This window comes from Flavobacterium maritimum (genome assembly GCF_040049085.1).
Lineage (GTDB): Bacteria > Bacteroidota > Bacteroidia > Flavobacteriales > Flavobacteriaceae > Flavobacterium > Flavobacterium maritimum.
In genome coordinates this window covers 620,528-646,671 of record NZ_JBDLZY010000002.1, presented here as the reverse complement: position 1 = coordinate 646,671, position 26,144 = coordinate 620,528, and the positions used below count along the sequence as shown (strand labels likewise).

Annotated in this window: 18 protein-coding genes; 10 read left to right on the top strand and 8 right to left on the bottom strand. The window is 35.8% G+C overall.

All coding sequences use genetic code 11. The features are described 5' to 3' along the window. Positions 1–198: 198 nt before the first annotated feature. The 5 genes from ABEB23_RS06765 to ABEB23_RS06745 are packed head-to-tail and all read right to left on the bottom strand — an operon-like array spanning position 199 to position 6,416. Positions 199–1,431, bottom strand: coding sequence for a glycoside hydrolase family 26 protein (locus ABEB23_RS06765; RefSeq protein WP_348811745.1), 1,233 nt, complete (start codon positions 1,429–1,431; stop codon positions 199–201). Beyond that, on the bottom strand, positions 1,424–2,626 hold the full coding sequence (locus tag ABEB23_RS06760; protein ID WP_348811744.1) for an AGE family epimerase/isomerase: 1,203 nt from the start codon (positions 2,624–2,626) through the stop codon (positions 1,424–1,426). Before ABEB23_RS06760 ends, ABEB23_RS06765 begins: the two co-directional genes overlap by 8 nt. Positions 2,627–2,628: 2 nt before the next feature. Continuing rightward, positions 2,629–3,822 carry a glycoside hydrolase family 130 protein gene (locus ABEB23_RS06755; protein WP_348811742.1) on the bottom strand — a complete coding sequence of 398 codons (1,194 nt, stop codon included), beginning with the start codon at positions 3,820–3,822 and terminating at the stop codon, positions 2,629–2,631. 24 nt (positions 3,823–3,846) lie between these two features. Beyond that, positions 3,847–5,238 (bottom strand): MFS transporter, encoded by a 1,392-nt coding sequence (locus ABEB23_RS06750; RefSeq protein ID WP_348811741.1) that lies wholly within the window; start codon positions 5,236–5,238, stop codon positions 3,847–3,849. A 32-nt stretch (positions 5,239–5,270) separates the two neighbouring features. Next, a complete protein-coding gene (locus ABEB23_RS06745; RefSeq protein ID WP_348811740.1) occupies positions 5,271–6,416 on the bottom strand; it encodes a glycoside hydrolase family 26 protein in 1,146 nt (381 codons plus the stop codon). Between the two features lie 279 nt (positions 6,417–6,695). Here ABEB23_RS06745 and ABEB23_RS06740 point away from each other — a divergent pair, with 279 nt between their 5' ends. From ABEB23_RS06740 to ABEB23_RS06710, 7 genes are all read left to right on the top strand, one after another. Then, entirely contained in the window at positions 6,696–7,574 is an 879-nt protein-coding gene (locus tag ABEB23_RS06740; protein WP_348811739.1) for a helix-turn-helix domain-containing protein, read from the top strand. A gap of 322 nt (positions 7,575–7,896) precedes the next feature. Continuing rightward, complete coding sequence (locus tag ABEB23_RS06735) at positions 7,897–11,088, top strand: SusC/RagA family TonB-linked outer membrane protein (protein WP_348811738.1); 3,192 nt, start codon at positions 7,897–7,899, stop codon at positions 11,086–11,088. An 18-nt stretch (positions 11,089–11,106) separates the two neighbouring features. After that, positions 11,107–12,702 (top strand): RagB/SusD family nutrient uptake outer membrane protein, encoded by a 1,596-nt coding sequence (locus ABEB23_RS06730; RefSeq protein ID WP_348811737.1) that lies wholly within the window; start codon positions 11,107–11,109, stop codon positions 12,700–12,702. Between the two features lie 112 nt (positions 12,703–12,814). Further along, a complete protein-coding gene (locus tag ABEB23_RS06725) occupies positions 12,815–13,855 on the top strand; it encodes an IPT/TIG domain-containing protein (protein ID WP_348811736.1) in 1,041 nt (346 codons plus the stop codon). A 515-nt stretch (positions 13,856–14,370) separates the two neighbouring features. Then, positions 14,371–15,606 carry a glycoside hydrolase family 27 protein gene (locus ABEB23_RS06720; protein WP_348811735.1) on the top strand — a complete coding sequence of 412 codons (1,236 nt, stop codon included), beginning with the start codon at positions 14,371–14,373 and terminating at the stop codon, positions 15,604–15,606. Between the two features lie 10 nt (positions 15,607–15,616). Beyond that, the gene (locus ABEB23_RS06715; protein ID WP_348811734.1) at positions 15,617–16,576 is read left to right on the top strand and encodes a glycoside hydrolase family 5 protein; all 960 of its coding nucleotides are present in this window, start codon (positions 15,617–15,619) and stop codon (positions 16,574–16,576) included. A 151-nt stretch (positions 16,577–16,727) separates the two neighbouring features. Further along, complete coding sequence (locus tag ABEB23_RS06710) at positions 16,728–18,836, top strand: ATP-binding protein (RefSeq protein ID WP_348811733.1); 2,109 nt, start codon at positions 16,728–16,730, stop codon at positions 18,834–18,836. 72 nt (positions 18,837–18,908) lie between these two features. On the opposite strand, the gene ABEB23_RS06705 is transcribed toward ABEB23_RS06710, so the two are convergent. From ABEB23_RS06705 to ABEB23_RS06695, 3 genes are all read right to left on the bottom strand, one after another. After that, positions 18,909–20,243, bottom strand: a complete 1,335-nt coding sequence (locus ABEB23_RS06705) for an aminotransferase family protein (protein WP_348811732.1) — start codon at positions 20,241–20,243, stop codon at positions 18,909–18,911. A gap of 27 nt (positions 20,244–20,270) precedes the next feature. Next, positions 20,271–20,720, bottom strand: a complete 450-nt coding sequence (locus ABEB23_RS06700) for a GNAT family N-acetyltransferase (protein ID WP_348811730.1) — start codon at positions 20,718–20,720, stop codon at positions 20,271–20,273. Positions 20,721–20,837: 117 nt separating this feature from the next. After that, the gene (locus ABEB23_RS06695) at positions 20,838–22,295 is read right to left on the bottom strand and encodes a CoA-acylating methylmalonate-semialdehyde dehydrogenase (protein WP_348811729.1); all 1,458 of its coding nucleotides are present in this window, start codon (positions 22,293–22,295) and stop codon (positions 20,838–20,840) included. Between the two features lie 206 nt (positions 22,296–22,501). Between ABEB23_RS06695 and ABEB23_RS06690 the strand changes: the two genes are divergently transcribed. From ABEB23_RS06690 to gabT, 3 genes are read left to right on the top strand one after another with little or no spacing between them, the layout of a single operon-like run. Continuing rightward, positions 22,502–24,028: a Na+/H+ antiporter NhaC family protein gene (locus ABEB23_RS06690; protein ID WP_348811728.1), complete on the top strand. Its 1,527-nt coding sequence runs from the start codon at positions 22,502–22,504 to the stop codon at positions 24,026–24,028. A 10-nt stretch (positions 24,029–24,038) separates the two neighbouring features. Next, positions 24,039–24,686: a GNAT family N-acetyltransferase gene (locus ABEB23_RS06685; protein WP_348811727.1), complete on the top strand. Its 648-nt coding sequence runs from the start codon at positions 24,039–24,041 to the stop codon at positions 24,684–24,686. A gap of 55 nt (positions 24,687–24,741) precedes the next feature. Continuing rightward, complete coding sequence (gene gabT, locus ABEB23_RS06680; RefSeq protein ID WP_348811725.1) at positions 24,742–26,088, top strand: 4-aminobutyrate--2-oxoglutarate transaminase; 1,347 nt, start codon at positions 24,742–24,744, stop codon at positions 26,086–26,088. The last annotated feature ends 56 nt before the right edge of the window (positions 26,089–26,144 follow it).

Here is a 26,144-nt window from a genome sequence, read left to right as displayed (position 1 = left end):
CAGGAAAAGTAAAGTTTCTAATGTTACAAAAAGAGCTTCCTTTGGTCGCTTTTTTGTAACAAGAAACTTGTACTTTTCTTGCTCCGGGCTTTTCACTGCTATCAGGGCTAGGGCATTTCGATTACAATTCTATTTTCGTCTATTTTCGAATCCTTTGCCTGACTTATATTTGCTTAATTGTCTTGTATGGTAAAAAAATTAATTCGGTAAAACATACATATTAGGCAAGGTATTCGTCAATGCCGATTTTGATTTCGCAGCAAAAGTTTTAAAATCTGCCACATTCGAAGCCGATGGAGTAGGCACATAATACCCATCATTATTATTGTTCCAAAACATTACATAACTCACTCCAATACTGTTTGCTGTTAGTGCACTGTATAAGTAGGAAGAGAACCAATTAGGTACAGGTGGAACTGTTGCCGTAACTCGATAACCTGTTTCGGTCATTGCTGCGATTTTTACTTTGGTTTTAGCCAAATCAGAAACCATTTTAAGTTTTGCATTGGCTTTGTCAGCACCCGTTTGTCCTTGGTTATTGAAATCTCCATAATTGTCCATTCCCAAAACATCCACATAGGCATCCCCAGGATAACGACTCAAATAATTGGTCGCCGTCGAATAGGAATTATCCGGAGAAAAGGCATATAAAATGTTATGAACCCCTTTAGTGTTTTTTAGATAATCAACTGTAAATTGGTATGCTGTTTTGTATTCTGCATCGGTGCAAAAATTAGCGCCCCACCAAAACCAACTGCCGTCAAACTCATGAAAAGGTCTAAAAATAATTGGAATTAATTCGCCTTTAGAACCTTTTAAATTCGATACAACTCGGGCTATTTTATCCAGTTTTGTTTTGTACCACTGATGATTTGTTCCTCCGGGTAAAATACTCTTGAAAGCAGTGGCTTTTTCGTCTGCCGTCATGTCATCTGCATAAAAACTGTTTTCTTTATAGGGTTCACGTAAATGCCATGAAAAAGTGTTGATCATTCCTTTTGCGTAAGCTTCTTTAACATCATCAGTAATTATTTTTTCTTGTTGGAAATACCAATTGTCCGCTTGTTCATTATTGTTTTTGTCCGTGATAAACATAAAATCAGAACCGAGAAGTGCAGGATCGTAAGCCGTTGTTTTCTTAATATCTGAGTCTCCTCCTGCATCCTGGTAAAAGCCATTAAAAGCATCTTGTTGTCCAATTGCAATTTTTGTCTTTGCCAGTTTTTTAAGGTTGTAGAATAAAGCAACTGTTTCGGCAGTAGCATTACCATCTACCATATAGGTTTTTACGTTTTGGGTTGTTAAGACGTCCGTGCCTACAGGAGGTAAAACCGGAGGCGTTACAGGATCCGGATCGTCAGAACTGGAAGAACAACTGGAGTTAAAAAAAGCAAATCCAAGAATAAACAGGTAAAGAATACTTTTATTCATTTTCAGTTTTTTTAATTCGGTTAATGATTTCAATGCAGGCACGTCCATTGTGATAGGGACATTTCCAAAAACCCGCTTTGTCTTTTGGTATCAAAGAATAATCAGCCTTTACGCCCCAATACCATTCACCATTTTTAGTATCAAGAATGTATTTCTTTATGAATTCCCAATTTTTTAAAACGGTATCAAGGTAGTTTTGATCAGCGGTGAGTTCATAAGCATTAAAAAAACCAATCATCAATTCTGCCTGAGGCCACCAATGCTTTTCGGCAATCAGTTCATTGGTTTTCGGTTCTAGTTCATACCACAAACCACCGTCTGTGTCAATGCCTTCTTTGGTCGCATCTGTAAGTTGAACAGCATGTTTTTTATAGCGGCTGATTAAAGCTTCATCTCCTGAAATTTCAGCGCATTGCATAAGGAGCCAAGCCGCTTCGATGTCATGGCCATACGAAATAACATCTGGTTTTTCGATCCAGTTTTCGTCAAAAAACAGTTTTAAATGTCCTGTAGCCTCATTGATAAAATGAGTATCAATAACTTCTAATAATTCAATGATGTCTTTTCGTAAGTTTTCATCTTTCCAGACTTTATACAAATTCGTATAACCTTCCACAATATGCAAATGGGTATTCATTGTCTTCTTCTCGTTGGCATCTTTATCGCTTAAACGCAAATCGTCAATGTTTTTCCATTCGCGGGTAAAAGCTTCCAAATAGCCTTTGTTGATGTGGTCGTAACTGTGTTCCTGAATCTTTTGATATAAATTAATGGCTATTTCCAATGCTTTTTTCTCTTTCGAAATCGCATAATATTCGGTCATGCCATAAATCACAAAGGCGATCGCATAGATTTGGTTTTTAGTATCTTTTGGAGTCCCGTCAAAATTCAGACTCCAAAAAATACCACCAAATTCCGTATCATAAAAATGGGTTACAATGTAATCAAAAGCCCTTTCTGCAATCTTTTTATGTTCTTCTTCTTTGGTTACTTGATAAGCCGAAGAAAAAGTCCACAGGATTCTGGCATTTAAAACAGAACCTTTTTCAGACTGATAATGGGTTTGATCGTTCTGGTCTATTTGGCCAATAAAACCGCCGTTTTGGGTATCAATAGTAAACTTAGACCAATAGCCAAGAATCGCATCGAGTTCCGCAGTCAGTTCGGATTTTAGTTTTTTTAATTGTGTAGACACGTTTATGAAATTGCTTTGTTTTTGTTTACCTGCTCAATAATCGTATTGACTGAACCTGCCGATGTGAAGGTGTCTTCCGGAGAATTCATAACATAATCAATCAGTTTTTCCACAGAGGAAACAGCCACGTGCATTCTGGTATCAGATGAGGCATAATAGATGAAAACAGTTCCGTCTTCGTCTTCAATCCAGCCGTTAGAAAACAACACATTCGATACATCACCAACTCTTTCAATTCCTTCCGGAGCCATAAAATGTCCTGCCGGCATGTGAGTTACTTTCGAAATATCATTCAGATCGGCCATGAACATGTACAAAGTATAACGCAATCCGGCTGCAGTATTCCTAACGCCGTGAGCCAAATGCAACCATCCTTTTTCTGTTTTAATTGGAGCTGGCCCCAAACCATTTTTTAATTCGTAAATGGTGTGGTATTGTTTTCCACAAATAATTCTCTCGTCTTTTACAACAGGATTGGTCATGTCGTCAACAAAACCAAGGCCAATTCCGCCACCGTTTCCAACATCAATGAATCCGTCTTGCGGACGTGTGTAAAGCGCATATTTTCCGTCAATAAATTCAGGATGCATGACCACATTGCGTTGTTGTCCGGTATTTGAAATTAAGTCCGGTAAACGTTCCCAGTTCACTAGATCTTTGGTACGCACGATTCCCGCATTGGCTATAGCCGAACTTGTATCTCCTGCCGGTGCTTTTGGATCTTTTCTTTCGGTACAAAAAATACCATAAATCCAACCGTCTTCATGGTTTATCAAACGCATATCGTACACATTGGTATCCGGCTCAGCAGTTTGTGGTAAAACACAAGGTTTCTCCCAGAATTTGAAATTATCCACCCCGTTTGGACTTTCGGCAATTGCGATAAAAGATTTTCTGTCTACACCTTCCACACGTACGGCAAGGATGTATTTATTATTCCACTTTATGGCTCCTGAATTGAAAGCGGCATTGATACCAATTCGTTCCATTCCGTAAGGATTGGTTGTTTCGTTCAAATCATAACGCCATTCCAGAGGAGTATGGTTTGCAGTTATAATTGGATTTTTATAGCGTTCATATATACCATTCCCAACATTTGATTGTGGTTCGTTTTTTTTCTCTATAAGCTCTTGAAATTCTTTTTCAATTTCATTTTTTCTTTTTTGAAAATCTGTCTTCATTGTTTTTGTATTCATGATAGAAAGTTCTAAAATCCAGTTTTAATTAGTTAAATTTCTTTTTTCGTTAAGATCTTGTTCGATTGTTTGTAATTTTTTTTCCGTTAAAGGATAGAATAGGATAAACAGCACAGAAATTACTGCTGCTGCGGCAGGAAGAATACTTAGCATCAATTGGATTCCATTTTGAGTTACTGCAGTTTGCTCAATATTTGCCTGAAAGCCATAGTATCCCAGAAGCCATCCTGTTCCGGCACCACCGATTGTCCATCCGAATTTTTGAGACATAGAGGAAGCCGAAAACACTAATCCAGTAGCGCGTCTTCCTTGTTTCCATTCAGAATAATCAGCGCTATCTGCATACATCGACCAGATTAATGGGAAGATACAGCCAGCGCAAATGCTTATCAATACTTGGAAAACCATAATCAGCAAAACATCTTCTTTTCCGAAAAAGTAGAAAATGACGCTTAGAATGGCTGCCAATGACATCGCTCCGAAAAAGGTGTTTTTTTTACCAATTTTGTTGGCGATAGGTGTCGCTGCAATTACTCCGATGATATTTGCGGCTTGTCCTAAAACCAAGTATAGTGAAGTGTGTGTCATGTTAAAGTTTTCTCCAAAGAGATTAAAACTATAGCTCACAGTATCGCTTACATAATATTTGAAGTAATAAACTGCCGCTCCGTCACGAATCGAATTGAATATCAAAGCCCCAATTCCTGCTCCAAGAAGAATCCACCAAGGTCTGTTTTTCCAAAGATCTTTCAGGTCTTCTTTCAAATTGGTTTTCTCATTTGAAATAGGTTGCACTCTTTCTTTGGTAAGGAAAAAACAACCCCAGAAAAAGATAGTAGTGATGATTCCAAAAACGATTATGGTAGATAACCAACCTGTTTTGGAATTCAGATTACCTCCAAAATAATTCACCAAAGGCTCAATTAACCAAAGTGCCAATAAACTGCCGGCAAAGGCAAAAACCATTCGGTAAGAAGAAAGTGTCGTTCTTTCTTTTCGGTCCGAAGACATGACACCAAGTAAGGAAGCGTAAGGCACATTAATCACAGAATAGACCATCATCATTAATGAATATGTAATATAGGCGTAGATGATTTTTCCTTTTTCGTCAAAATCAGGTGTATAAAAGGTTAAAACACCAATTACTGCAAAAGGGATGGCTGTCCATAAAAGATAGGGTCTGAACTTACCCCAACGTGTTTTGGTGCGGTCTGCAATAATTCCTACCAAAGGATCAAAACAGGAATCCCAGATTCTTGTAATCAGGAACATGGTTCCTACAACGGCAGGTGCCAAACCGAAAACATCGGTGTAAAAAAACATGAGATACATACTGAAAATCTTCCAGAACATGGAGGATGCAGCGTCTCCCAAGCCGTAACCAACTTTTTCTTTTATACTAATTTTATCTTGCATTTTCTTGGTTTTATAGTCTTTAGGTTAATGGATTATTTTTTATATAGTTTTTCTTTGGCTGCATCTTTTTCGAATAAGATTTTGTCAAGATTATAAAAATCAACAAAGTCCTTCTCGCTTATTTGTCCTTTGAAAGGGGCGTAGTAATGCATTTTTTTCTCTTTTTCCTGCCATCCGTGGTTTCTCCAAACCAAAACATAGGAAATGTTATAATCCCCAATCGCTTTCATCAGTGTGTCTGTCCACCATTTGTCATACGGAATTGCTTCGTAACCGGTTTCGGCAAAAGCCATGATTTTATGTTGCTCTTGAGCCACTTCATTCATTATTTTGAATTGTTTCTGGCAATCTTCAATAAAAGAATTGTCTTTTGTAGGGTCGGAATATTGGTATTTGTCAAAACTTAAAACATCAGCATAATCGGAGCCCGGATAATATTCCAGAAATTCTTCCTTAGTTTTAAAATCGGCAGTATTGTACACATAAATCAGGTTGTGAACTCCTTTTTTCTGGAAATAATCAATAGTGAATTTCCATAAAGTCTTAAATTCTTCCGGGCTTCCGTTGTTTTTGCACCACCAAAACCAGGTTCCGGTAAGTTCGTGATACGGACGATACAGCAGGGGTATAGGTTCTCCGTTTTTATCTTTTAAAGTCAAAATGAATTTCGCCCCTTCGTCTAGCCAAGCTTTGTATTTTTCATGACTTTCACCGCCCGGTAATGCGGAAGCCAAGGATTTCGGAGTGGTATCCCAGGCATCTTTTTCGGTCAGAGGATTGTCGATGTGCCAGCTTAGTGTTACAATTCCTCCTCTTGTGTGCGCATCCAGGATGTATTGTCTCATTTTGTCAAATGGAATGCCGTCAATGTTGTTCGCTGATTTATTTTCAAGCCCTCCCAAATCCCAGCCATAAACTCCTGGATAATCTCCTGTAACGTCTTTTACATCACTTCTTCGGGCTTCATATTTCCAGTTTACGCCATAGGCCAAATCGTCCTGATGACCAAATAGTATTCCTTTCTTGGTTAATTGTACCAAGTTTTTGTGTAGAATATGTGTTTTTTTTGTTGCTTTTGTATCACAAAGAGAGAATTTAGTATCAATGGATTGTGCCTTAGAAGAACAAGATGTTCCAGTCAAACAGATGGTTAATAATACGAAAAATAGCTTATTCATTTTGGTTATGGTTAATGTGGCTTGCTGTAAAAGAGCCTTTTATATTATTAATTTGGTTTTCAAAAATGGGTAATCTGTTTATCACTAAAAAAGAACAGTTTTGGTAATGTAATTATTAAAATTATAAAAATAATAAGTGATAAAAACGATTCCTGTTTATTATTTATGCTCTTTTTAAAAGAATGATAAATGTATTTTTCAAAGGTAATTGGAAGGTGTGCTCTTAATTAATATTATTTTATCAATTTTATATCATATTATTGCAAATAAAAAAACGATATGAGCAATTTAAAAAATTTTTACAGAGAAATACCTCCGCTTTCTTCTGGAGACAGCTTTTTGGTTTTTGACAGAGTGAAAGATAATTTTGATTTTCCGGTGCACTATCATCCTGAATTTGAGATCAATTTTATTTTGAATGGTAAAGGAGTGAAGCGGGTTGTAGGGGATAATATTGAAGAAATTGATGAAGTGGAATTGGTTTTGGTAGGGCCTAATTTATATCACGGTTGGGAACTGCATAAATGCAAGAACAAACAAATTCGGGAGATAACAATTCAGTTTCATAATGATTTATTTCATGAGTCGCTCCTGTCCAGAAGAATTATGAGTCCAATAAAAGACATGTTTAATCGCTCGATACATGGTATTTTATTTTCAAAAAAAACCGCGGAAGAGCTTTCCTCTCGGTTAATTAAAATTTCGAAATTGGATGGGATGGATTATTTTTTGGAAATAGTCTCTATATTATATGATCTGGCTAATTCAAGAAATCAAAGGCTTTTGTCCACTTTTACTGTGGATCATGATACGTTTGAAGATTATGATAAAATGAAATTGGTTTATGAATATGTGCAAAAAAACTTTGCCGAAAAAATAACTTTAGAAGATGTGTCCGGTGTGGCAAGCATGACCAGCATTTCCTTTAACCGGTTCATAAAAAAGAGAACCGGCAAAACTTTTGTCAATTATATCAATGATATCAGAATTGGGTACGCTGCCAGATGGCTGGTTGAAAAAGATTTAAGTATTTCTGAGATTGCATTCAAATCCGGTTTTAATAATATCGCCAATTTCAACAGGAGTTTCAAGGCTATAAAGAAATGTACACCAAGTCAATACAGGGAAGATTTCTCTGGTTTGAAACGAATATTATAGTGATACTTTTTTAGCATTTTGCTGTTTAAAAATATTCGAAAACGTTTGAAATGCTTGTGCTTGTTGGGTTTGCAATTGTTTTTATCGTAATTTAAGACGTATTTAAATATATATAATATAAATATAAGTCTTTTATATTATGTATTTCGAACATCTGTGATGATAAAGTAAAAATATTATCATTAATTGATATAATACTATTAATTTGATGTCTAGTTCTGTTATAGATTTGTTAATTATTATCCAGAATAATTAATATCTATTTAATCCCTGATTTTTTTCATGTCAGGAATTAGTAATCTTAACTAACTAAACATTTATTATGAAAAAACTATTGTCAAATTTAATTCATTGGAATGCCAATCACAGAGCAATTCCTTTGGTGTTATTTTTATTGCTAACCACTAATTTTATTGTCGCCCAAAACAAAGTGGAGGGAATTGTGTCGGATGAAAATGGGTTGACTGTTCCCGGGGCAAACATCGCCGTTTCAGGGGCAAAAAAATCAGTTTCTACAGATTTTGATGGAAAATTTTCTATAGAAGCGCCTTCCAATGCTACTTTGGTAGTTTCATTTATTGGTTTTGAAACCCAAAAAGTATCAGTAAGCGGAAGAAGTAAAATCAATATTACCTTAAAATCTTCTTCTGAAAACTTAAAAGAGGTCGTAGTAATTGGTTACGGAACCCAAAAAAGAGGTAATATAAACTCAGCCATATCATCTGTTAAGTCAAAAGATTTAGAAAACTTAAAGCAAGTTTCTGTAGATCAAATGCTTCAAGGTAAGGTTTCAGGGGTTACGGTTACGAATAACTCTGGTGCTCCCGGAAGTGCAGCTTCTGTAAGAGTTCGTGGTACCACCTCTATTTCAGGTACGAATGAGCCTTTATATGTAATTGATGGGGTTCCTGTTTCTGGAGATGCTACAGGAAAATCAACAAGTGGACGCCCTTTAGCGGGTAGAGACGGATTTTCTTCATCTGGAGGAAGTGGAAACAACGCTGTTAGTCCATTATCAATGATAAATCCTAGTGATATTGAATCTATGGACATCTTAAAGGATGCTTCTGCTACTGCAATTTATGGTTCAAGAGGAGCTAATGGGGTTATTATTATTACCACTAAATCAGGTAAAAAAGGAACAGGTAGAATTTCCTATGAAAACTTTACTTCATTTAGTGATGTTATGAATAAACTGGATGTTTTAACGTTGCCGGAATATGCTACTTTAAAAACAAATTTGGCTAAATTATGGGGATTCCAGACACGTCAGGAATTTTCGCATCCTGAATTATTGGGACCTGGTACAGATTGGCAAGATGAAGTATACAGAACTGCGATCACACAAAGTCATCAATTATCGTTTTCAGGAGCTAAAGAGGGAACCAGTTATTTTTTATCTGGAAGTTATTTAGACAATGAAGGAACTATTATTAATTCTGGATTAAAACGATATACAATAAGATTAAATCTTGATTCTAAAATTAAAAGTTGGCTTAGAGTTGGAGGTAACCTTTCAGGAGGTATCACTAACGAGGACATAACGGTAAATCAGAGTTTTTCCGGATTAATCTCCAATACTTTATTGCAGGCTCCTGATATACCGGTTAGAAATTCAGACGGATCATTTGCAGGACCTCCTTCATCTGAACAAAGTGTTACCTATTATAATCCGGTTGCAGAAGCTTTGACCAGAGAAAATAAATTGATTCGTAAAAATTTCTTAGGAAATGTTTATGCCGAAGCTGATCTTTTTAAAGGGTTGAAATACCGTCTTGAGATTGCTGCCAATACTGAGTTTTCTGAAAATGATGATTTTAGACCATCTTATAAATGGGGTAGTCAGGAAAATCTACTGGCTGATTTAGATGTTAGAAGACAAAATTGGTATTCTACGAATATTAAAAATTTATTGACGTATGATAAGACTTTCGGAAAACATAAAATCACCGTTTTAGCAGGTCAGGAAGCAAATGATTCGCATTGGGAAGGTTTAATTGCATCTGCACAAGGATTTAAAACAAATTCTGTTCATACTTTAAATTTAGCTGATGTTGATAATAATACAATTACCCAGTACAAAGGTAGTTCTTCATTGTCATCTCTTTTTGCCCGTGTGATTTATGATTTTAATGAAAAGTATAGTATCACGGCTTCTACAAGACAAGACGTTTCGTCTAAATTTGACCCTACAACTGACAATCAGAAAGGTGTTTTTAACTCAATTTCAGGTTCTTGGAAACTGTCTAATGAGTCTTTTATGGAAGGGACACGTAAATATGTAGATAACATTAAATTTAGAATTGGTTATGGAGAAACTGGTAACCAACAAATTCCAAACAATAGTTATTCTGCTATGTTAGGGGTACAAAACTCAGGTTTGGGAAGCGGATTTTTACCGGCAAATTACCCAAATCCTGATTTAGTTTGGGAATCATTGAATCAAACGAATTTAGGTATCGATTTTACAATGTTAGATTCTAAATTGTTTGCCAGCTTTGATATGTATAACAAAGAATCGAAAGACTTTTTATTTCAAGTACCATTGCCATTATATCTTACCGGAGGTGGAAATCAATATGGAGGAGTTTCGGCGCCATACTCTAATTTAGGTACAATGACTAATAAAGGATACGATATTACTTTGGGTTATAATACTAAATCGTCCGGTAACTTTAATTGGGACACCTCTTTAGTAGTATCGCATTACAAAAATAATTTAGATGAAATCGCTAACGGAATTGTTTTAACGCAAGAAGTTAATACTAACGGATACCAACCGGTAGTAGTTACGAATACAACTATTGGTAATCCTATCGGAATGTTTTACGGTTACGTTGCTGAAGGAATCTTTAAAGATCAGGCAACTTTAGACAATGCTCCAATTCAGTTTGGTCAGGCTGTTGGTAATGGTGCTGGAGAAACTTCTTTAGGAGATGTAAAATACAAAGATGTTAACGGAGACGGCAAAGTGGATGCAAACGATAAAACATTTATTGGGAATCCACATCCAGATTTCACTTTTGGATTTACAAATAATTTCAAGTATAAAAACTTAGATTGTTCTATTTTCATACAAGGATCTTCAGGAAATGATGTTATGAACTTAACGAGAAGAGCAGGAACAACAAATACTTCTCTTTATGATAATCAGTTTGTTGAGGCTATGGATTATTATTCAGATACTAATACAACAAGTAATAACCCAAGACCTATTGCTGATGCATCAAATAATAACTTGCTTATTTCTACTCGTTATGTTGAGGATGGTTCTTATTTAAGAATTCAGAACGTTACCCTTGGATATTCTTTACCTCAGGATGTTATTTCTAAATATAGTTTATCAAGATTAAGATTATACGGTTCAGCTCAAAACTTATTTACGTTTACTGATTATACAGGTTATGATCCAGAGATTGGTTCATTTAATCAAAATGTACTTCTGTCAGGTATTGATAACGGAAGATATCCAGTATCCAGAACATTTTCAATTGGACTTAACGTAGAATTTTAAAATTAAAAGAAAAATAAAATGAAAAAGAAATTATTTTTAAACAGATATAGTTTGCTACTTGTAGCAGCGGCATTTCTTGTGTTTGGGTCGTGTGCAGAAGATTTTACAGACAGACCTTCAGAAGACGGAATAAGTTTGGACGCTTATTATAGCACAAATGATCAGGTGGCTTCAGCAACCAATGGTATGTATAGCAGAACTTGGTTTCAGATGTATAATAAATTTTGGTGGGCTCTTGAAGTAGGTTCAGGAAATATGTACTCAGGATCATCTGATGTTAGCGGATTAAGAACATTTTCTTTGAATGGAAGTGATCCGGAATTGGTAAACGGCTGGTCAGCATTATGGGCCAATGTGCAACAATCAAATATGATTATCAACTTTTTGGCTGGCAGAGTTGGTCCGGATGTCGATAAAAATGTGCTAGACAACACTACAGGTGAAGCTTATTTTATGAGAGCTACAGCTTATTTTGATTTGGTAAGACTTTGGGGACCGGTGCCAATCATTGAAAATCCTTTAGATTATGCCAGTGATCCTTATGTAAATACAAATACAGTGGATGATATTTATAAATTGATAACAATGGACTATTTAAAAGCTATTGATTTATTGGTTGAAAAAAACAGAGGTGCCAATTACGCTAGTAACGGACACGTATCTAAAGGTTCTGCAAAAGCAATGTTAGCTAAAGTATATCTGTATCAAAAAGATTATGCTAATGCAAAAGCTATGGCAGAGGAAGTTATTAATAGCGGAGAATTTAAGTTGCTCGGTGGTGATCAATTACCTGCAAAAAGTTTTGGTGACTTGTTTACTTATGGAAATAACAATAACGAAGAATCTATTTTTGCGATCCAATGGAAAGGTGATGGTGCCTATGGTTCTGCCAATAACTGTAATACACAATTTGGATTTAAAGACGGAGATATTTCCACTTCAAATGCATCGTATGCTGGAGTTTTTGGACCAGGTCAGGAAATCTTTACCTTGTATAGTGCCGCTGATGTAAGAAAACACGAAACTATTATGGTTGCCGGTGATTCGTATCCAAACATAAAAACTACTGAAGCAATTGGTTTCACAGTTCCTGCGGATAAAGATCTTGCACAAGGATCAGGTGGCGCAATTAAAAAATATTGCATAGGTGTTGTAAACGGATCTGTTACTGGTCCGGCTGATGGTTGGGCAATGATGGATAACAATACTTATGTAATGCGTTATGCTGAGTTATTATTGATTCATGCCGAAGCTGTTTTAGCGGGAGGAGCAAGTACTTCGAATGCTTCAGCCTTGAATTCTATAAATGCTGTCAGAAGAAGAGGTGGATTAAGCAATTTGACATCGATAACTTTTGATGATATTTTTCTTGAAAGAAGAAAAGAATTGTGTTTTGAAGGAGACTATTGGTTCGATTTAGGCCGTATCGATAAAACAAAAGCAATTGCAATTATGTCGGCACAAAATAGAGGAGACCGATACGGAGCCCGCTATTATACTCCTGTATACAGTGAAGATCATGCAGCGAATGATTTCTATATGGATTATCCGGATAATGAGGTAGCAAAGAATCCAAAATTATTAGAAGCACCAGTTCCATATACCTTTAAATAATTATTAAAATTGATATTATGAAATCACCATTAATTGGAAGTTTGCGTTAGTAAACACCAATAAATAAAAGGTGATACCATATATGACTACTAACAAATAAAATTTTACATATATGAAAAATATAAAAATAAAATACCTACTGTCCTTTATTTCAATGGCTCTTCTGGTACTGGGTGTATTTTCGTCCTGTGATGATGAGAGTGCTGATTCTGGTTCAGGGCCGTTAGCAATCACCAGCGTGTGCAAATCAGTTGAAGGTGACCTGGTTCCGGTAACGAAAGGAGATCCTAAAAATTATTATATCATTAGAGGGTCTGGTTTTTTGACTCTTCAAAAAATTTACTTTAATGATTTTGATACTTATTTTAATCCAACGCTTGTTACAGATACTGAGATATTTGTATTAATTGATGAAAAAACACCTTATGCAGATGCGAGTAATAAATTAAAAATTGTTACAAAAGCAGGTACGGTCGTTTACGATTTTGTGATATCTCCTCCGTCACCAACTTTTGGAAGTTTTAATCCGGTTAATGCAGCAGATGGTGAAGAGATTACAATTTATGGAAATTATTTCTTAGATCCTGTTGTCAAAGTTGGAACCGAGACTGTTCCTGTGATTTCTTCTACTTTAACTGAGATTAAAGTTAAACTACCGGCGGGAGCCAACAAAAAATACATTTCAGTAACTAATATTTCAGGTACCGCAACTTCTGCTTATGCTGTTGGAACTGCAATTTACGATGATGTATCTTATTATGGTTTAGATTTCCCAGCTTGGAACAATCATACGTATGAATCGGATGGTAAAGCAGAGCAAGGATTAATTCATATCAAAAAGAAAATGGCCGCTTGGGATAATTTACAAGGAAACTGGTCTTGGTATGATCAAATCTCTGATTACAGTGGAATTAGAATTTCTGTAAAAGCAGATAGCCCTGGTACTCTTAAGTTTATTTTCAATGGAGATTGGTCTGAAAGAAACATGTTAACTGTTGGAACAGGATGGACTACTTTCATTATTCCATGGTCTGAATTAGGCAATGCAGATCATGTGCAAAACATTTCATTCCAAAACATGTCTAAGGATGCGGCAGGAAATGGTGTTGAAAACACATTCTATATTGACAATATTGGTTTTGTATTAAAATAAGTAATTTGGTTTTTTGAGTTAGTTTTAAGAATTCCCTAATCTGAGCAATTAGGGAATTTTTTTTTTTAAGAGTACACTAGTTCTGTTAGAAAAGTACATCCAATAGCTTAATTGTTACTGTATGCTGGCTAGTATTAAAAAACAAATAGTAGCAGAAAATGAAAAAAAAGTATCAAAATATGTAGGTTCTATTGACTATCCTTGTATGTTAAACTGTTTAGAGGTCGGGCACAAGTCATCGTCTAATTAAGCGAGTTAACAGGAAAAAATAAATGCGATAGAACAATGATTTTTTTGGGCGTGACCACAAGGGTCGGGCTGTACGTTCCCGCTTTTTTTCTTTTCAATTGCCCTAGGTTTAAACCAGAGGCAATTGAAAAGAAAAAAGAGCTCCACTGCCATCCCTCACGCGAATCCTGCAAAACAAGACCATTCGACTCTGAAGAAATCTGATTAAAGCGGCAAAATTTACGCGTCAAAAAACAAATAAAATAAATAATAAAACAGAATATAAAATGAAAAAAATAATCCTCAGCTTACTTTTAAGCGCAACAACAATTCTATGTTTTTCTCAAGGCAACACCCGCACACAAGAATTAGGAAAATACAAAGGCTTAGCCATGACGCCGCCAATGGGTTGGAATTCATGGAATACTTTCGCAACCAATATCGATGAAAAATTAGTCAAAGAAACAGCCGATATTATGGTGTCTTCCGGAATGGCTGCAGCAGGATACAATTATATTGTTCTTGATGACGGCTGGATGACAAAAGAACGTGATAATAACGGAGATTTAGTTCCCGATCCCGCAAAATTCCCTAGCGGTATGAAAGCAGTAATCGATTATGTACACAGTAAAGGATTGAAATTCGGTTTATACAATTGTGCCGGAACCCATACCTGTGCGGGTTATCCCGGGACGCGTGGTTACGAATATCAGGACGCTCGTTTTTATGCTAAATTAGGAATCGATTTTTTAAAATACGATTGGTGTAATACCGCTGGAATTACTGCCAAAGAAGCTTATACAACTATGAGCAATGCCTTAAAAGTTGCCGGAAAACCAATTGTTTTTAGCTTGTGTGAATGGGGAGACAATCAGCCGTGGGAATGGGGTGAGCCCGTTGGGAATCTTTGGAGAATTTCTGGGGATATTTATCCTTGTTTTGATTGCGAGTTCAAACATCCTGAAAATTGGTCTTCTTGGGGATTTATGAAAATTGTCGAAATGCGAAAAGACATTCGTAAATATTCAGGTCCGGACCATTGGAACGATTTTGATATGATGGAAGTGGGTAACGAAATGACTACTATCGAAGACAGATCGCATTTTGCCATGTGGTGTATGATGGCTTCGCCTTTAATTGCCGGAAATGATTTCCGAACAATGAAACCGGAAACATTGGCAATTTTAACAAACAAGAATTTAATAGCCGTAAATCAAGATGCTTTGGGAATTCAAGGATTCAAATTAACGATAGAAGACGGTGTGGAAGTTTGGGTAAAACCATTATCCGATGGAGCTTGGGCAATTACCTTTTTGAACAGAACCGATGTTCCTAAAAAAATCAATTTCGATTGGAAGAAGAACCCAATCAAAGATGCTGATTTTGGTTTTGAAGCCGATTTTAATACATCGACCTTCAAAATTAAAGACCTTTGGAAAAACAAGGACGCTGGTACTACCAAAAAGAATTTCACTGCCGCTATTGCTTCTCATGACGTTATTACTTTGAAATTAATTAAATAAATTCAACATCATGAAAATTAAAATAAGTGTGCTGTTTGCCTTATTGAGTTTTGCGTTTGCGCAGGCACAATTTGTGAAACGACACGGACAACTAAAAGTAGAAGGGACGCAATTGATTGATGAAAAAGGAGAAGCAATAGTCCTTCGGGGAATGAGTTTTGGCTGGCATAGCATTTGGCCAAGATTTTATAATGAAGGAGCTGTAAATTGGCTGAGAAAAGATTTCAATTGCAACATTGTCCGCGCTGCGATGGGTATCGAAATAGGGGAGAGACCTTATATGAAAGAACCTGATTTTTCAAAAGAAAAAATGGAAGCCGTAATAAAAGGCGCAATCAAATCTGATATTTATGTAATCATCGATTGGCACAGTCATAATATCAATTTGAAAGAGGCCGTAGCTTATTTTGATGAGATTTCGAAGAAATATGGTAAGTATCCGAATATAATTTATGAGATTTTTAATGAGCCTGACTACGAAACCTGGCCCGAAGTAAAGGACTATTCCGAAGCAGTAATTAAAGTTATCAGAGCGAACGATCCGGATAATATTATTCTTGTAGGTTGCCCTCGTTGGGATCAGGATATTCATCTTCCTGCAGCAGATCCAATAATAGGATACGACAACCTGATGTACACCATGCATTTTTATGCCGCCACGCATGAAAAATGGCTGCGGGATCGAACCGACGATGCCATAAAAAGTGGTTTGCCTGTTTTTGTTTCAGAATCCGCAGGAATGGAAGCCTCTGGTGACGGACCATTAAATGATGTGGCTTGGCAAGAATATATCGACTGGATGGAAAGCAGAAAATTAAGCTGGATTACCTGGTCGGTTTCAGATAAAGAGGAAACCTGTTCCATCTTAAAAAAATCAGCAAAGTCGGAAGGGAAATGGAAAGATGAGGATTTAAAAGAATCAGGAATCAAGGCGCGGACGTATTTACGGAAATATAATATTGAAAACTAAGTTGAAAAACTCCAGACTCAAGTCTGGAGTTTTTTTTTGTTTCCCCAGTAAAATAGCTAACTCACACAGTTTATTCAACATACATTGCCCGAAAACCAAAAATGAATCGATTTAAGTTTTGTATTTTTATTTAAAAAATTATCTTTGGTTCATGAAAAAAAGAGTAAAACTCAATACTTATATCAAGCTAATATTACTTATTAGTGCAATAAGTACACTCTTTTTATTATTGTTCCTTTCCCTTTATATTTACACTGTCCGGCAGGAAAAAGAAGTTTATAATTCCACTTTAGCACGCTATGATATTGAAATCAAAACCCTGTTTGATTTTAATTCCAAAACACAAATTGTAGCCATTTATGATATTACTTTTTGGGACTCCTTAGTTAATTTTATCAATAATAAAGATCAAGAATGGTTTGAAAGTCATATTGTGACCGAATTCGAATCATACGAAGTCGATTATATCGGAATTTACACTTTAGATCATGAGCTGATTAATAAAATATCCTCTTCAAAAATTAAATCAGTCGATTTTATTCCCGAACGAGTAATGGATCAATTGTATAAATCTAAGTTTAAAAGATTTTACATGAGGGTTCCCGAGGGAATTATTGAAGTTTTTGGGGCAACAGTACATCCTTCAGACGATCCAAAAAAAATCAAGCACAATCCTTCCGGATACTTTTTTATGGCCAGGCTTTTGGATAAAGCCTATTTCAAAAATCTTCAAAAAATTTGCAGTTCAAATGTTGATTTTTTAGAGCCTAGTGACTTGAAAAATGTGGAACACAGTTCCATTTTTTCTGTTTTAGAACTCAAAAATTCAGATGATAGTGAGGTTTCAAAATTATTTTTCAGAAGACCTTTTCATATCAATTTCGAGCGCACGAAAGAAATTCTTTATATTATTATTACGACTACCTTATTTAGTATTATAGGTTCTATATACTTTACAAGACGATGGGTTTATGGTCCTTTAAAGCTAATTACAAATATTCTGGAGAAAGGCGCTGAGAGTACCATTTATACTTTAAAAATGGAACCGGGTGAATTTGGATATATTGGAAATCTATTTGAAGAAAATAATAATCAGCAGAAGCAATTAGAAATTTCGAAGAAGAGAGCAGAGGAAAGCGATAAACTGAAATCCTCGTTCTTAGCTAATTTATCACACGAAATCAGAACGCCAATGAATGCTATTGTTGGTTTTAGCGATCTTCTGGCTAATCCTGATCTGAACGAAAAAGACAAAATGGAATTTTTAAAGATTATTAAAGATAGTGGTAACAGTTTAGTTTCGATTATTGAAGATCTTATAGAAATGTCTAAGATCGATGCCAATCAAATAACGCCAAATTACAGAGGAATTAATATTGAGAAATGCATGGAGGAATTGTACAACACTTTGAAAGTGACAATTCCTGTCGATAAAAATATCGATTTCTATATTATTCAAAATGACGAGAAAATTACAAAGGAGATTCTGACGGATGAGATTAAGTTAAAACAGGTTTTTGTAAATTTAATTACCAATGCCATAAAATTTACAAATACGGGACATGTGGCTTTTGGGTATACCGTGAATCATCAAAAAAATGTTATTGAATTTAGAGTAGAAGATTCCGGCGTTGGAATAAATGAGGGAAATCTGGACATGATTTTTGACCGATTCAGAAGAATAGAAGATGATTATACGATTGAATTTTGTGGTTTGGGACTTGGTTTGTCTATTTCTAAAGCCTATGTTGAAATGTTAGGGGGAACAATAGATGTTAAATCTACAATAGGTATCGGGTCTGTTTTTGTATTTGAAATTCCTCTGATTTATCAGGAATCAATAAGTATGGGTAACACTCTTCTGCCAAATCCAGTTTTTGAAAATCCAGGAAATAAAACAATTCTGATTGCTGAAGATGATAATATTAATTTCTTATTGCTCAAGAAAATTTTAGAATTAAAAAACTATACTATTCTAAGAGCTAGAAACGGTCAGGAAGCAGTCGATATGTGTATAGAAGACGGAACGATTGACGTCGTTTTTATGGATATTAAAATGCCAGTTTTAGGTGGTTTCGAGGCTTTTGAGACAGTTAAAAACAGTAGGCCAAATCTTCCTGTGATTGCTCAGACAGCTTATTCTTCCTCAGAAGACAAAGAAAAAATCATAAATAGTGGTTTTGCAGCCTATATTACAAAGCCATTAGATAAAACCAAAATATTTGAAATATTGGATAGAATATTTTCGAAAAGAGAATAAATAGAAATTTTAGGTATAAAAAAGGAAGACGTCCATATAAGATGTCTTCCTTTTTTTATAAAATGATACTGCTTAGATTACATATTCATCCGCAATTAGTAAAGCTTCTGAAATAATGGCTAATCCTTCGTCAATTTCGGATTCCGTAATCATCAAAGGCGGCGCAATAAAGATATAGCCCCATCTAACAAAGGTGTATAATCCTAATTCTCTCAGTTTAGCACCCACTTTGTTCATGACCTCCATTTCTGAAGCATTGGCATTAAAGGGCGCCATGAGTTGGTATGGCTTTTTACTTTTTACGATATCGAGACAACCTAACAAACCTTTGTTTCTAAAATCACCCATTGACGGATGTTTTTCACGCAGTTCGTTGATTCTTTTCTCCATATAAGCTCCCATTTTATTGGTGTTTTCGATCAGATTGTCACTTTCGTAAATATTGATTACGGCTAGCGAAGCTGCTAATGACACTGGATGCGAATTATAAGTCAATCCCAGCCATAATGGGGAATCTTCAAATTTAGCCGCAATTTTATCAGATACCATCAAACAACCCAGTGGAAGATAGGAAGAAGTCAGTCCTTTTGCCATACAAATCATATCGGGAATAATGTCGCTGTGTTCAAATCCAAACCATTTTCCGGTTCTCCCAAAACCACTCATTACTTCATCGGCAATAAAAAGGATGTCGTATTTTTCGCATAATGCTTTGATCCCTTTTAAGTAGCCATTTGGATAATGCAAACAACCGGAAGATCCGCTTTCTCCTTCAAAAATGAATGCCGCAATAGTATGACCACCTTCATAACGGATGATTCTTTCAACAGAATCAAGACTCCATTTCAATCGGGTTTCCTCGTCCTGATCACTTAAACCATAAAAATCATAGGGATCATCGAGATGAAAAATATTAGTGGCTTGTTGTGCATCAGTATATTGTTTTCTAGGATCTCCACCTACAGTCATACTGGCTGATGAGTTTCCGTGAAAACCTCTGTATCGTCCAAATATTTTATGTTTACCCGTGTATAATCGGGCCAGTTTTATAGCATTCTCAATAGAAGAAGCTCCGCAAAGAGTGAAAAAAGCCTTGTTTAAATCGCCGGGACAAATGGATGCTAATTTTTTAGCTAATCGTGCTCTGATTTCTGTAGTGCAAGACGGTGTCACATAACTTACCTTTTGCATTTGTTCGACAACAGCATCCGTGACGCGTTGGTCTCCGTGACCAATATTCACCGACATTAATCCACTGGAGAAGTCGATAATTTTTTTACCACCTATTTCGTATAAATAAACGCCTTCGGCTCTTTCTACAGGGATTGGATTTACATTTTTTTGGGCAACCCAGGTAAACAAACTATATTGTTTACTATCATTTATTATTTGTTCTTTGCTTAACATTCTTTTTTTAGAGTATTAGTGTTTTAATTATTTGACAGTGAGATCATAACTATATAAACCTTCTTCTCTGACAAATCCCATTTTATGATATAAACCTTGTGCTATTATATTATTTTTCGCGGTTCTTAATCGAATAGTGTTAGAATTTAATTCTTTTGCCAGAGCAACAGTTTGCTGAATTAATTTTTCACCAATGCCATTTTTACGGGTACTGGGGTCAACAAACAGGTCATTTAAAATCAGTATTTTATTCAGTGCTAAAGAGGAAAAAGTGACGTAGATTAAAGCAAATCCGATGGCTTTTTCTTTATTTTCTTCATCAAAAGCTAAAAAAACTATAGCTTCGTTGTTTTCCAATCTTTCTTTTAAATACGCTTTGTGTTTTTCGAAATTGGAAGGGTTTTTATAAAAAACAACATATTGATCAAATAAATTAGTCAATTGATCCAAGTCTTGAAGAGTAGCTTTTCGTATCATAACTATTTGTTTTAAAATGATTTGAATGTTAAATTACGAATTATATTTTTAATTTATATAAAAAGATACTCTTTCGTTTAAACTCAGCCTTCTGATTTCTCCATCACTGACGCATTTTTAGCTCATCCAGTTGGTTCCCGCTTCCGGATTCCATTTGGTCGTCGTTTTCTTTTCTTTAGTGAAAAATACAATAGAGCTTTTACCTGTAATATCACCTGAACCAAAACGGGATTCGTTCCATCCTCCAAAACCAAAGGGCTCTCTTGGAACCGGTACGCCAATATTGACCCCGCACATTCCGGCAGAAGCGTTTTCTGTTACATAGTTTGCCAAACCACCACTTTGTGTAAATACGGAACAAGCATTTCCGTAAGGATTTGCATTCTCAATTGCTAAAGCTTCATCTATAGTATTCACACGTACAATGGCAAGTACAGGTCCGAAAACTTCTTCTTTTGCAATTTTCATATCGGCAGTAGCGTAATCTATAATCGTAGGGCCAACATAAAAACCATTTTCTTTTCCAGGAACAATCGTATTGCGTCCATCCAAAAGGATTTTAGCTCCTTGTTGTTCTGCCTCGGTAATATAACCTTCAATTCTGTCTTTGGCAGCCTTTGAAATAACGGCACCTAATGTTGTGCCGCATTGTATTTTTGTGGCATCACCAACTAATTTATCCAAAATAACATCGCAGTTCCCAACAGCTACCAAAGTGGCGGCTGCCATACAACGCTGACCGGCGCAACCGCTCATAGAGGCTACAATATTAGAGGAAGCCATTTCGGGATGGGCGTCCGGTAATAAAATAATATGGTTTTTTGCTCCGCCAAGTGCTAATACTTGTTTTAGATTTTGACTGGCTCTTTGGTATACAATCTTGGCTACTTTGGTAGATCCTACAAAAGTAACGGCATTAATTCCCGGATGATCACAAATGTTTTCTACTGTTGATTGTGTACCGTTTATAATATTAAAGAGGCCGTCAGGAAGACCAGCTTCTTTTAATAGTTTTGCTGTATATTGACTGCTGATAGGCACTGCTTCAGATGGTTTTAAAATAAAAGCATTTCCTAGTGCAATGGCATTTACAATGGTCCAATGAGGAACCATGGTAGGGAAATTGAAAGGAACTATTGAAGCGACAATTCCTAAAGGTACTCGTGTAGAGGAGCAAAATACACCTTTACTCACTTCCATGTTTTCACCGTTTACAAATTGAGGAAGTGAACAGGCAAATTCGGTCAATTCGATCGCTTTATCAATTTCTGCTTTGGCCTCTCCATGAATTTTTCCATTTTCACGATAAATAATTTCGGTGAGTTCTTCGCTATTTTTCTCCAATAATTGTTTGTATCGGTAAAAAACCTGTGCTCTTTCTTTTAAGGTGATTTTCTGCCAGGCCTTTTGTGCTTTTTGTGCAGATAGTACAATTTCATTTAAATCTTCTATTGTTGATTCTTTGAAAGTAGTCAATTCACTACCGTCCAAAGGAGAAATAACAGTATGGATTTTATTGGAGCTTCCCGATTTAAACTCCCCATTTATAAAGTTTTTTACTTCGTTAAATAACATATTGTTGGTTTTAAGTTTTTTCAAATATACAATATTTATCAAAATAACAATAAATTTTTTTGGTTGTATTGAAAATATTGTTAGATTTACAAAATAATCACATGTAGATTAACTTTTTTACAAAACGCAATTTTATTGAAGTTGCCTGCATGTGAGTTTAAATACCAACCAATTTAAATTATAAATCTTAACCAAAAACAAAACGAATGAAATCAGTATCAACTATTATTGGAGTCGCCTTATTATTTCTGGCAGGACTTTGTTATTTTATTAATTGGCATGCCTTGGTTCCTGCTTTTACGGTGTTAGGAATTGCCATTATTACCAGAAAAGCTTTAGAGCCATTAATTATTGGTTGCGCGATAGGATTCATTTTATTAGCCCAACAGGGTGGTTCGGAAGAATATTTCCCGGAAGGAAAAGGGATGATTTTTCCTTTAAATATGTTTGATGGCCTTTTTAGTTCTATTGCTAGGGACGCACATGATCAAGGATTGATTTGGGTAATTCTGGTTTGTATATTATATGGAGCTTTTGTTCAATTAGTAGTTGTTTCGGGCGGTATAAAAGCAGTAGCCAGATATTCGGAGAATCACGTGCACAACAAAAAACAGTCACTAATAATGGCTTATTTTCTTAGTTTCTTCTTCTTTTTAGATGATTATTTGAGTGCTTTATCTGTAGGAAACACGATGAGACCAATAACTGATAAATTTGGTATTTCGAGAGAAAAATTGGCTTTAGTAATAAGCTTTGTTTGTGTTCCATTGACGATTATATTTCCTATTTCCACATGGACAATATTTTACGGGTCACAGTTAACAGCAATAGAAGGTGGTGTTTTAGACAGCGCTGGTCATGCAATTACCAGTCCAATAGAGGCCTTTTTAGGTACAATTCCGTATAATTTTTCGGCTTGGGTTTCATTAATTCTTGGAGCTTTAGTTGTGTTTCATGTGTTTCCAGATTTAAAAGGAATCAGAGACGCAGAAGCGAACGTGGTACCAATTGAACCAAAGCCTGAAAAGATTAAAAAGAATCCTGCGAAACAAGGAAAGCTGATTTATTTTATTCTTCCATTATCAGTTTTGGTGTGGTGTACTGTTTTTCCTTATCCTTTTGATATGGATTATTGGGGGACGGTGACATTTTCTACTGATTCAATCTTTGGAAGCATTGATGCACTTCGTGGTATTGCTACTGCAGTTGTTTTTACCTATTTGTATTTCATGATATTTAAAGTGATCAAATTTGATAAGATATCCAGACACTTTGTGTTAGGATTGGAGACGATAACTTTTGTATTAACTGTTTTAGGCTTTACTTATTTACTGAAAGATGTTCAAAATGCATTAGGTTTTAACGAATTTGTAGCTACTAATTTGCAAGGAATCAGTTGGTTAAATGGGTCTACTTTACCGTTTATAGTTTTTGCTTTGGTAGGTTGGATTTGTTGGGCTACTGGTTCAAACTGGGGAATCTACGCTATTTTGGTGCCAACAACGGCAATTATGTCGCATACATTGGGTGCTGATTTTTGGTTGTCACAAGGTGCATTGGCATCTGGAACTGTTTGGGGAGCAGCTGCTTGTTTCTTCTCGGATAATAGAGTACTAACGGCTCAATCCTGTAAAGTGGATATGATGAAACATGGAATTTCACAATTTCCGTATCAGTTGGTAATATTTGGGGTTTCTTCTATCATGTATCTTATAGCTGGTTTCATCATGTAATTTTTATAGTATGATAAACAAAAAGGTTTTAAACGATGCTTTTGTAGTCAGAAATGCTACTGCTCAAGATGTAGTCCGGATGGAGTACGTACAATCACAATGTTTTCCCACTTTGCATGAGTCAGAGTTGATGAACAGAAATCATTTTGCCAATCATATTAAAGTATTTCCAGAAGGGCAACTTGTAGTAGAAAAGGAAGGTTTAGTAATAGGGTCCGCCAGTACATTGAGGTGTCGTTTTCCCGAACATGAACATACTTTTTTAGAATCCTGCGATAATTTGTGGATTACTAATGCCCATGTAGCAGATGGTGACTGGATGTACGGTTTCGATATGGGCGTTTTACCAGAATACAGAGGTTTGGGATTGTCAAAAGAAATGTATAAGGCCCGTCATGAAGTATGCAAAGCATTAGGGATAAAAGCACAGATAATTGCTGGGATGACTATTGGTTATGGTAAATTCAAGGATCAGATGACAATTGAGGAATATTGTGACCGATTAGGAAAGAAAGAATTTACAGACCCTACAATTACCCCTCAAATGAATGCGGGATTTAGATGGATTAAACCGGTATACGATTATATAAACGATCCGGAATCCGGAAATGCAAGTATACTAATGTATTACCCGGTCGATGAAAATTATAGCATATAATATCATTTTTGAAATAAACAAATACAATAATAATTAGAATTAAATTAAAAAAGAAATGGGAACTCAAATTAAAAAAGTATCAGAAATTCCTGGACCAAAAAGCAAAGAAATGTTAGCAAGAAGAGCTGCGGCTTTACCTGCTGGTTTAGGAAAATCTACCGAAGTGGTTGTTGAAAAGGCAGAAGGTGCTTTGGTATGGGATGTTGATGGAAATCAATTAATTGATTTTGCTGGTGGAATCGGGATGGTGAATTTGGGTCACAGGCCTCAAGTGGTTATTGATGCCGTTAAAGCGCAATTGGATAAACACATTCATCCGGGTGCTTTGGTAACCACATTTGAACCTTATCTGGAATTTGCAGAATTGTTAAATAAAATTACACCAGGAGATTTTCCGAAAAAGACTTTGCTTGCCAATTCAGGTTCGGAGGCAGTTGAGAATGCTGTAGCGATTGCAAGATATTATACCAAAAGACCTGCAGTAATATGTTTTGAAGGCGCTTACCACGGTAGAACTATGCTTACGTTGAGTTTGACCAGTAAATACGGTTTGTTTAAAAGAGGATTTGGTAGTTATGCACAAGATATTTATCGTTTCCATTCTCCAAATGTATACAGAAGACCGGATAGTATGACCGAAGAGGAGTATATTGATTTTTGTATTGAACGTTTCGATCAAAACTTAATTTCTCACGTAGATCCGTCCGCTGTTGCGGCGATCATAATTGAACCAGTACAAGGTGAAGGTGGTTTTATTCCAGTACCGAAACGTTTCTTGGAGAAGATTCGTAAAGTTTGTGATGAGCACGGAATCGTATTTATTGCTGATGAGGTTCAGGCGGGAGCTGGAAGGACTGGGAAATTCTTGTCGATAGAACATTCGGGAGTGGTTCCTGATATTGTAACTATGGCAAAATCAATCGGTTCAGGATTGCCTATTTCTGCCATTACCGGAAAAGCCGAAATCATGGACGCTCCTCATTTAGGTGGAATCGGAGGTACCTATAGTGGAAGCCCGATTGCTGTTGCAGGTGCTTTGGCTACGGTAAAAGAAATCATTAAACCTGAGTTCTTGGATCGTGCCACTCATGTTGGTAAAATAATTACCGACAGAATCAATGCCATGAAAGAGAAATTTTCTGTGATAGGAGAAGTTCGTGGTCTAGGAGCGATGTTGGTTGTCGAGTTTGTAAAAGACAGAAAAACAAAAGAACCGGATATGGATTTTGCAATGGCCGTAATCAAAAAATCGGTTGCTAATGGAGTGATATTAATTAGAGCTGGTTTGTATACGAACTGTATTCGTTTTTTACCTCCAATTGTTATTACAGATGAGCAATTACATGAAGGTTTAGACGTAATTGAAAATGCAATTCAAGAAGTTTTGAACGAAAGAGTTTAAAGAAAAGTGTTCGGTCTCAGTTTTCAGTTTAAAAAAGTGGTTATTATAAATTTTTT

Coding starts and splice junctions, on each gene's coding strand:
- ABEB23_RS06765 (WP_348811745.1), bottom strand. CDS start 1,431: ATGAATAAAAGTATTCTTTACCTGTTTATTCTTGGATTTGCTTTTTTT.
- ABEB23_RS06755 (WP_348811742.1), bottom strand. CDS start 3,822: ATGAATACAAAAACAATGAAGACAGATTTTCAAAAAAGAAAAAATGAA.
- ABEB23_RS06750 (WP_348811741.1), bottom strand. CDS start 5,238: ATGCAAGATAAAATTAGTATAAAAGAAAAAGTTGGTTACGGCTTGGGA.
- ABEB23_RS06745 (WP_348811740.1), bottom strand. CDS start 6,416: ATGAATAAGCTATTTTTCGTATTATTAACCATCTGTTTGACTGGAACA.
- ABEB23_RS06740 (WP_348811739.1), top strand. CDS start 6,696: ATGAGCAATTTAAAAAATTTTTACAGAGAAATACCTCCGCTTTCTTCT.
- ABEB23_RS06735 (WP_348811738.1), top strand. CDS start 7,897: ATGAAAAAACTATTGTCAAATTTAATTCATTGGAATGCCAATCACAGA.
- ABEB23_RS06730 (WP_348811737.1), top strand. CDS start 11,107: ATGAAAAAGAAATTATTTTTAAACAGATATAGTTTGCTACTTGTAGCA.
- ABEB23_RS06725 (WP_348811736.1), top strand. CDS start 12,815: ATGAAAAATATAAAAATAAAATACCTACTGTCCTTTATTTCAATGGCT.
- ABEB23_RS06720 (WP_348811735.1), top strand. CDS start 14,371: ATGAAAAAAATAATCCTCAGCTTACTTTTAAGCGCAACAACAATTCTA.
- ABEB23_RS06715 (WP_348811734.1), top strand. CDS start 15,617: ATGAAAATTAAAATAAGTGTGCTGTTTGCCTTATTGAGTTTTGCGTTT.
- ABEB23_RS06710 (WP_348811733.1), top strand. CDS start 16,728: ATGAAAAAAAGAGTAAAACTCAATACTTATATCAAGCTAATATTACTT.
- ABEB23_RS06705 (WP_348811732.1), bottom strand. CDS start 20,243: ATGTTAAGCAAAGAACAAATAATAAATGATAGTAAACAATATAGTTTG.
- ABEB23_RS06700 (WP_348811730.1), bottom strand. CDS start 20,720: ATGATACGAAAAGCTACTCTTCAAGACTTGGATCAATTGACTAATTTA.
- ABEB23_RS06695 (WP_348811729.1), bottom strand. CDS start 22,295: ATGTTATTTAACGAAGTAAAAAACTTTATAAATGGGGAGTTTAAATCG.
- ABEB23_RS06690 (WP_348811728.1), top strand. CDS start 22,502: ATGAAATCAGTATCAACTATTATTGGAGTCGCCTTATTATTTCTGGCA.
- ABEB23_RS06685 (WP_348811727.1), top strand. CDS start 24,039: ATGATAAACAAAAAGGTTTTAAACGATGCTTTTGTAGTCAGAAATGCT.
- gabT (WP_348811725.1), top strand. CDS start 24,742: ATGGGAACTCAAATTAAAAAAGTATCAGAAATTCCTGGACCAAAAAGC.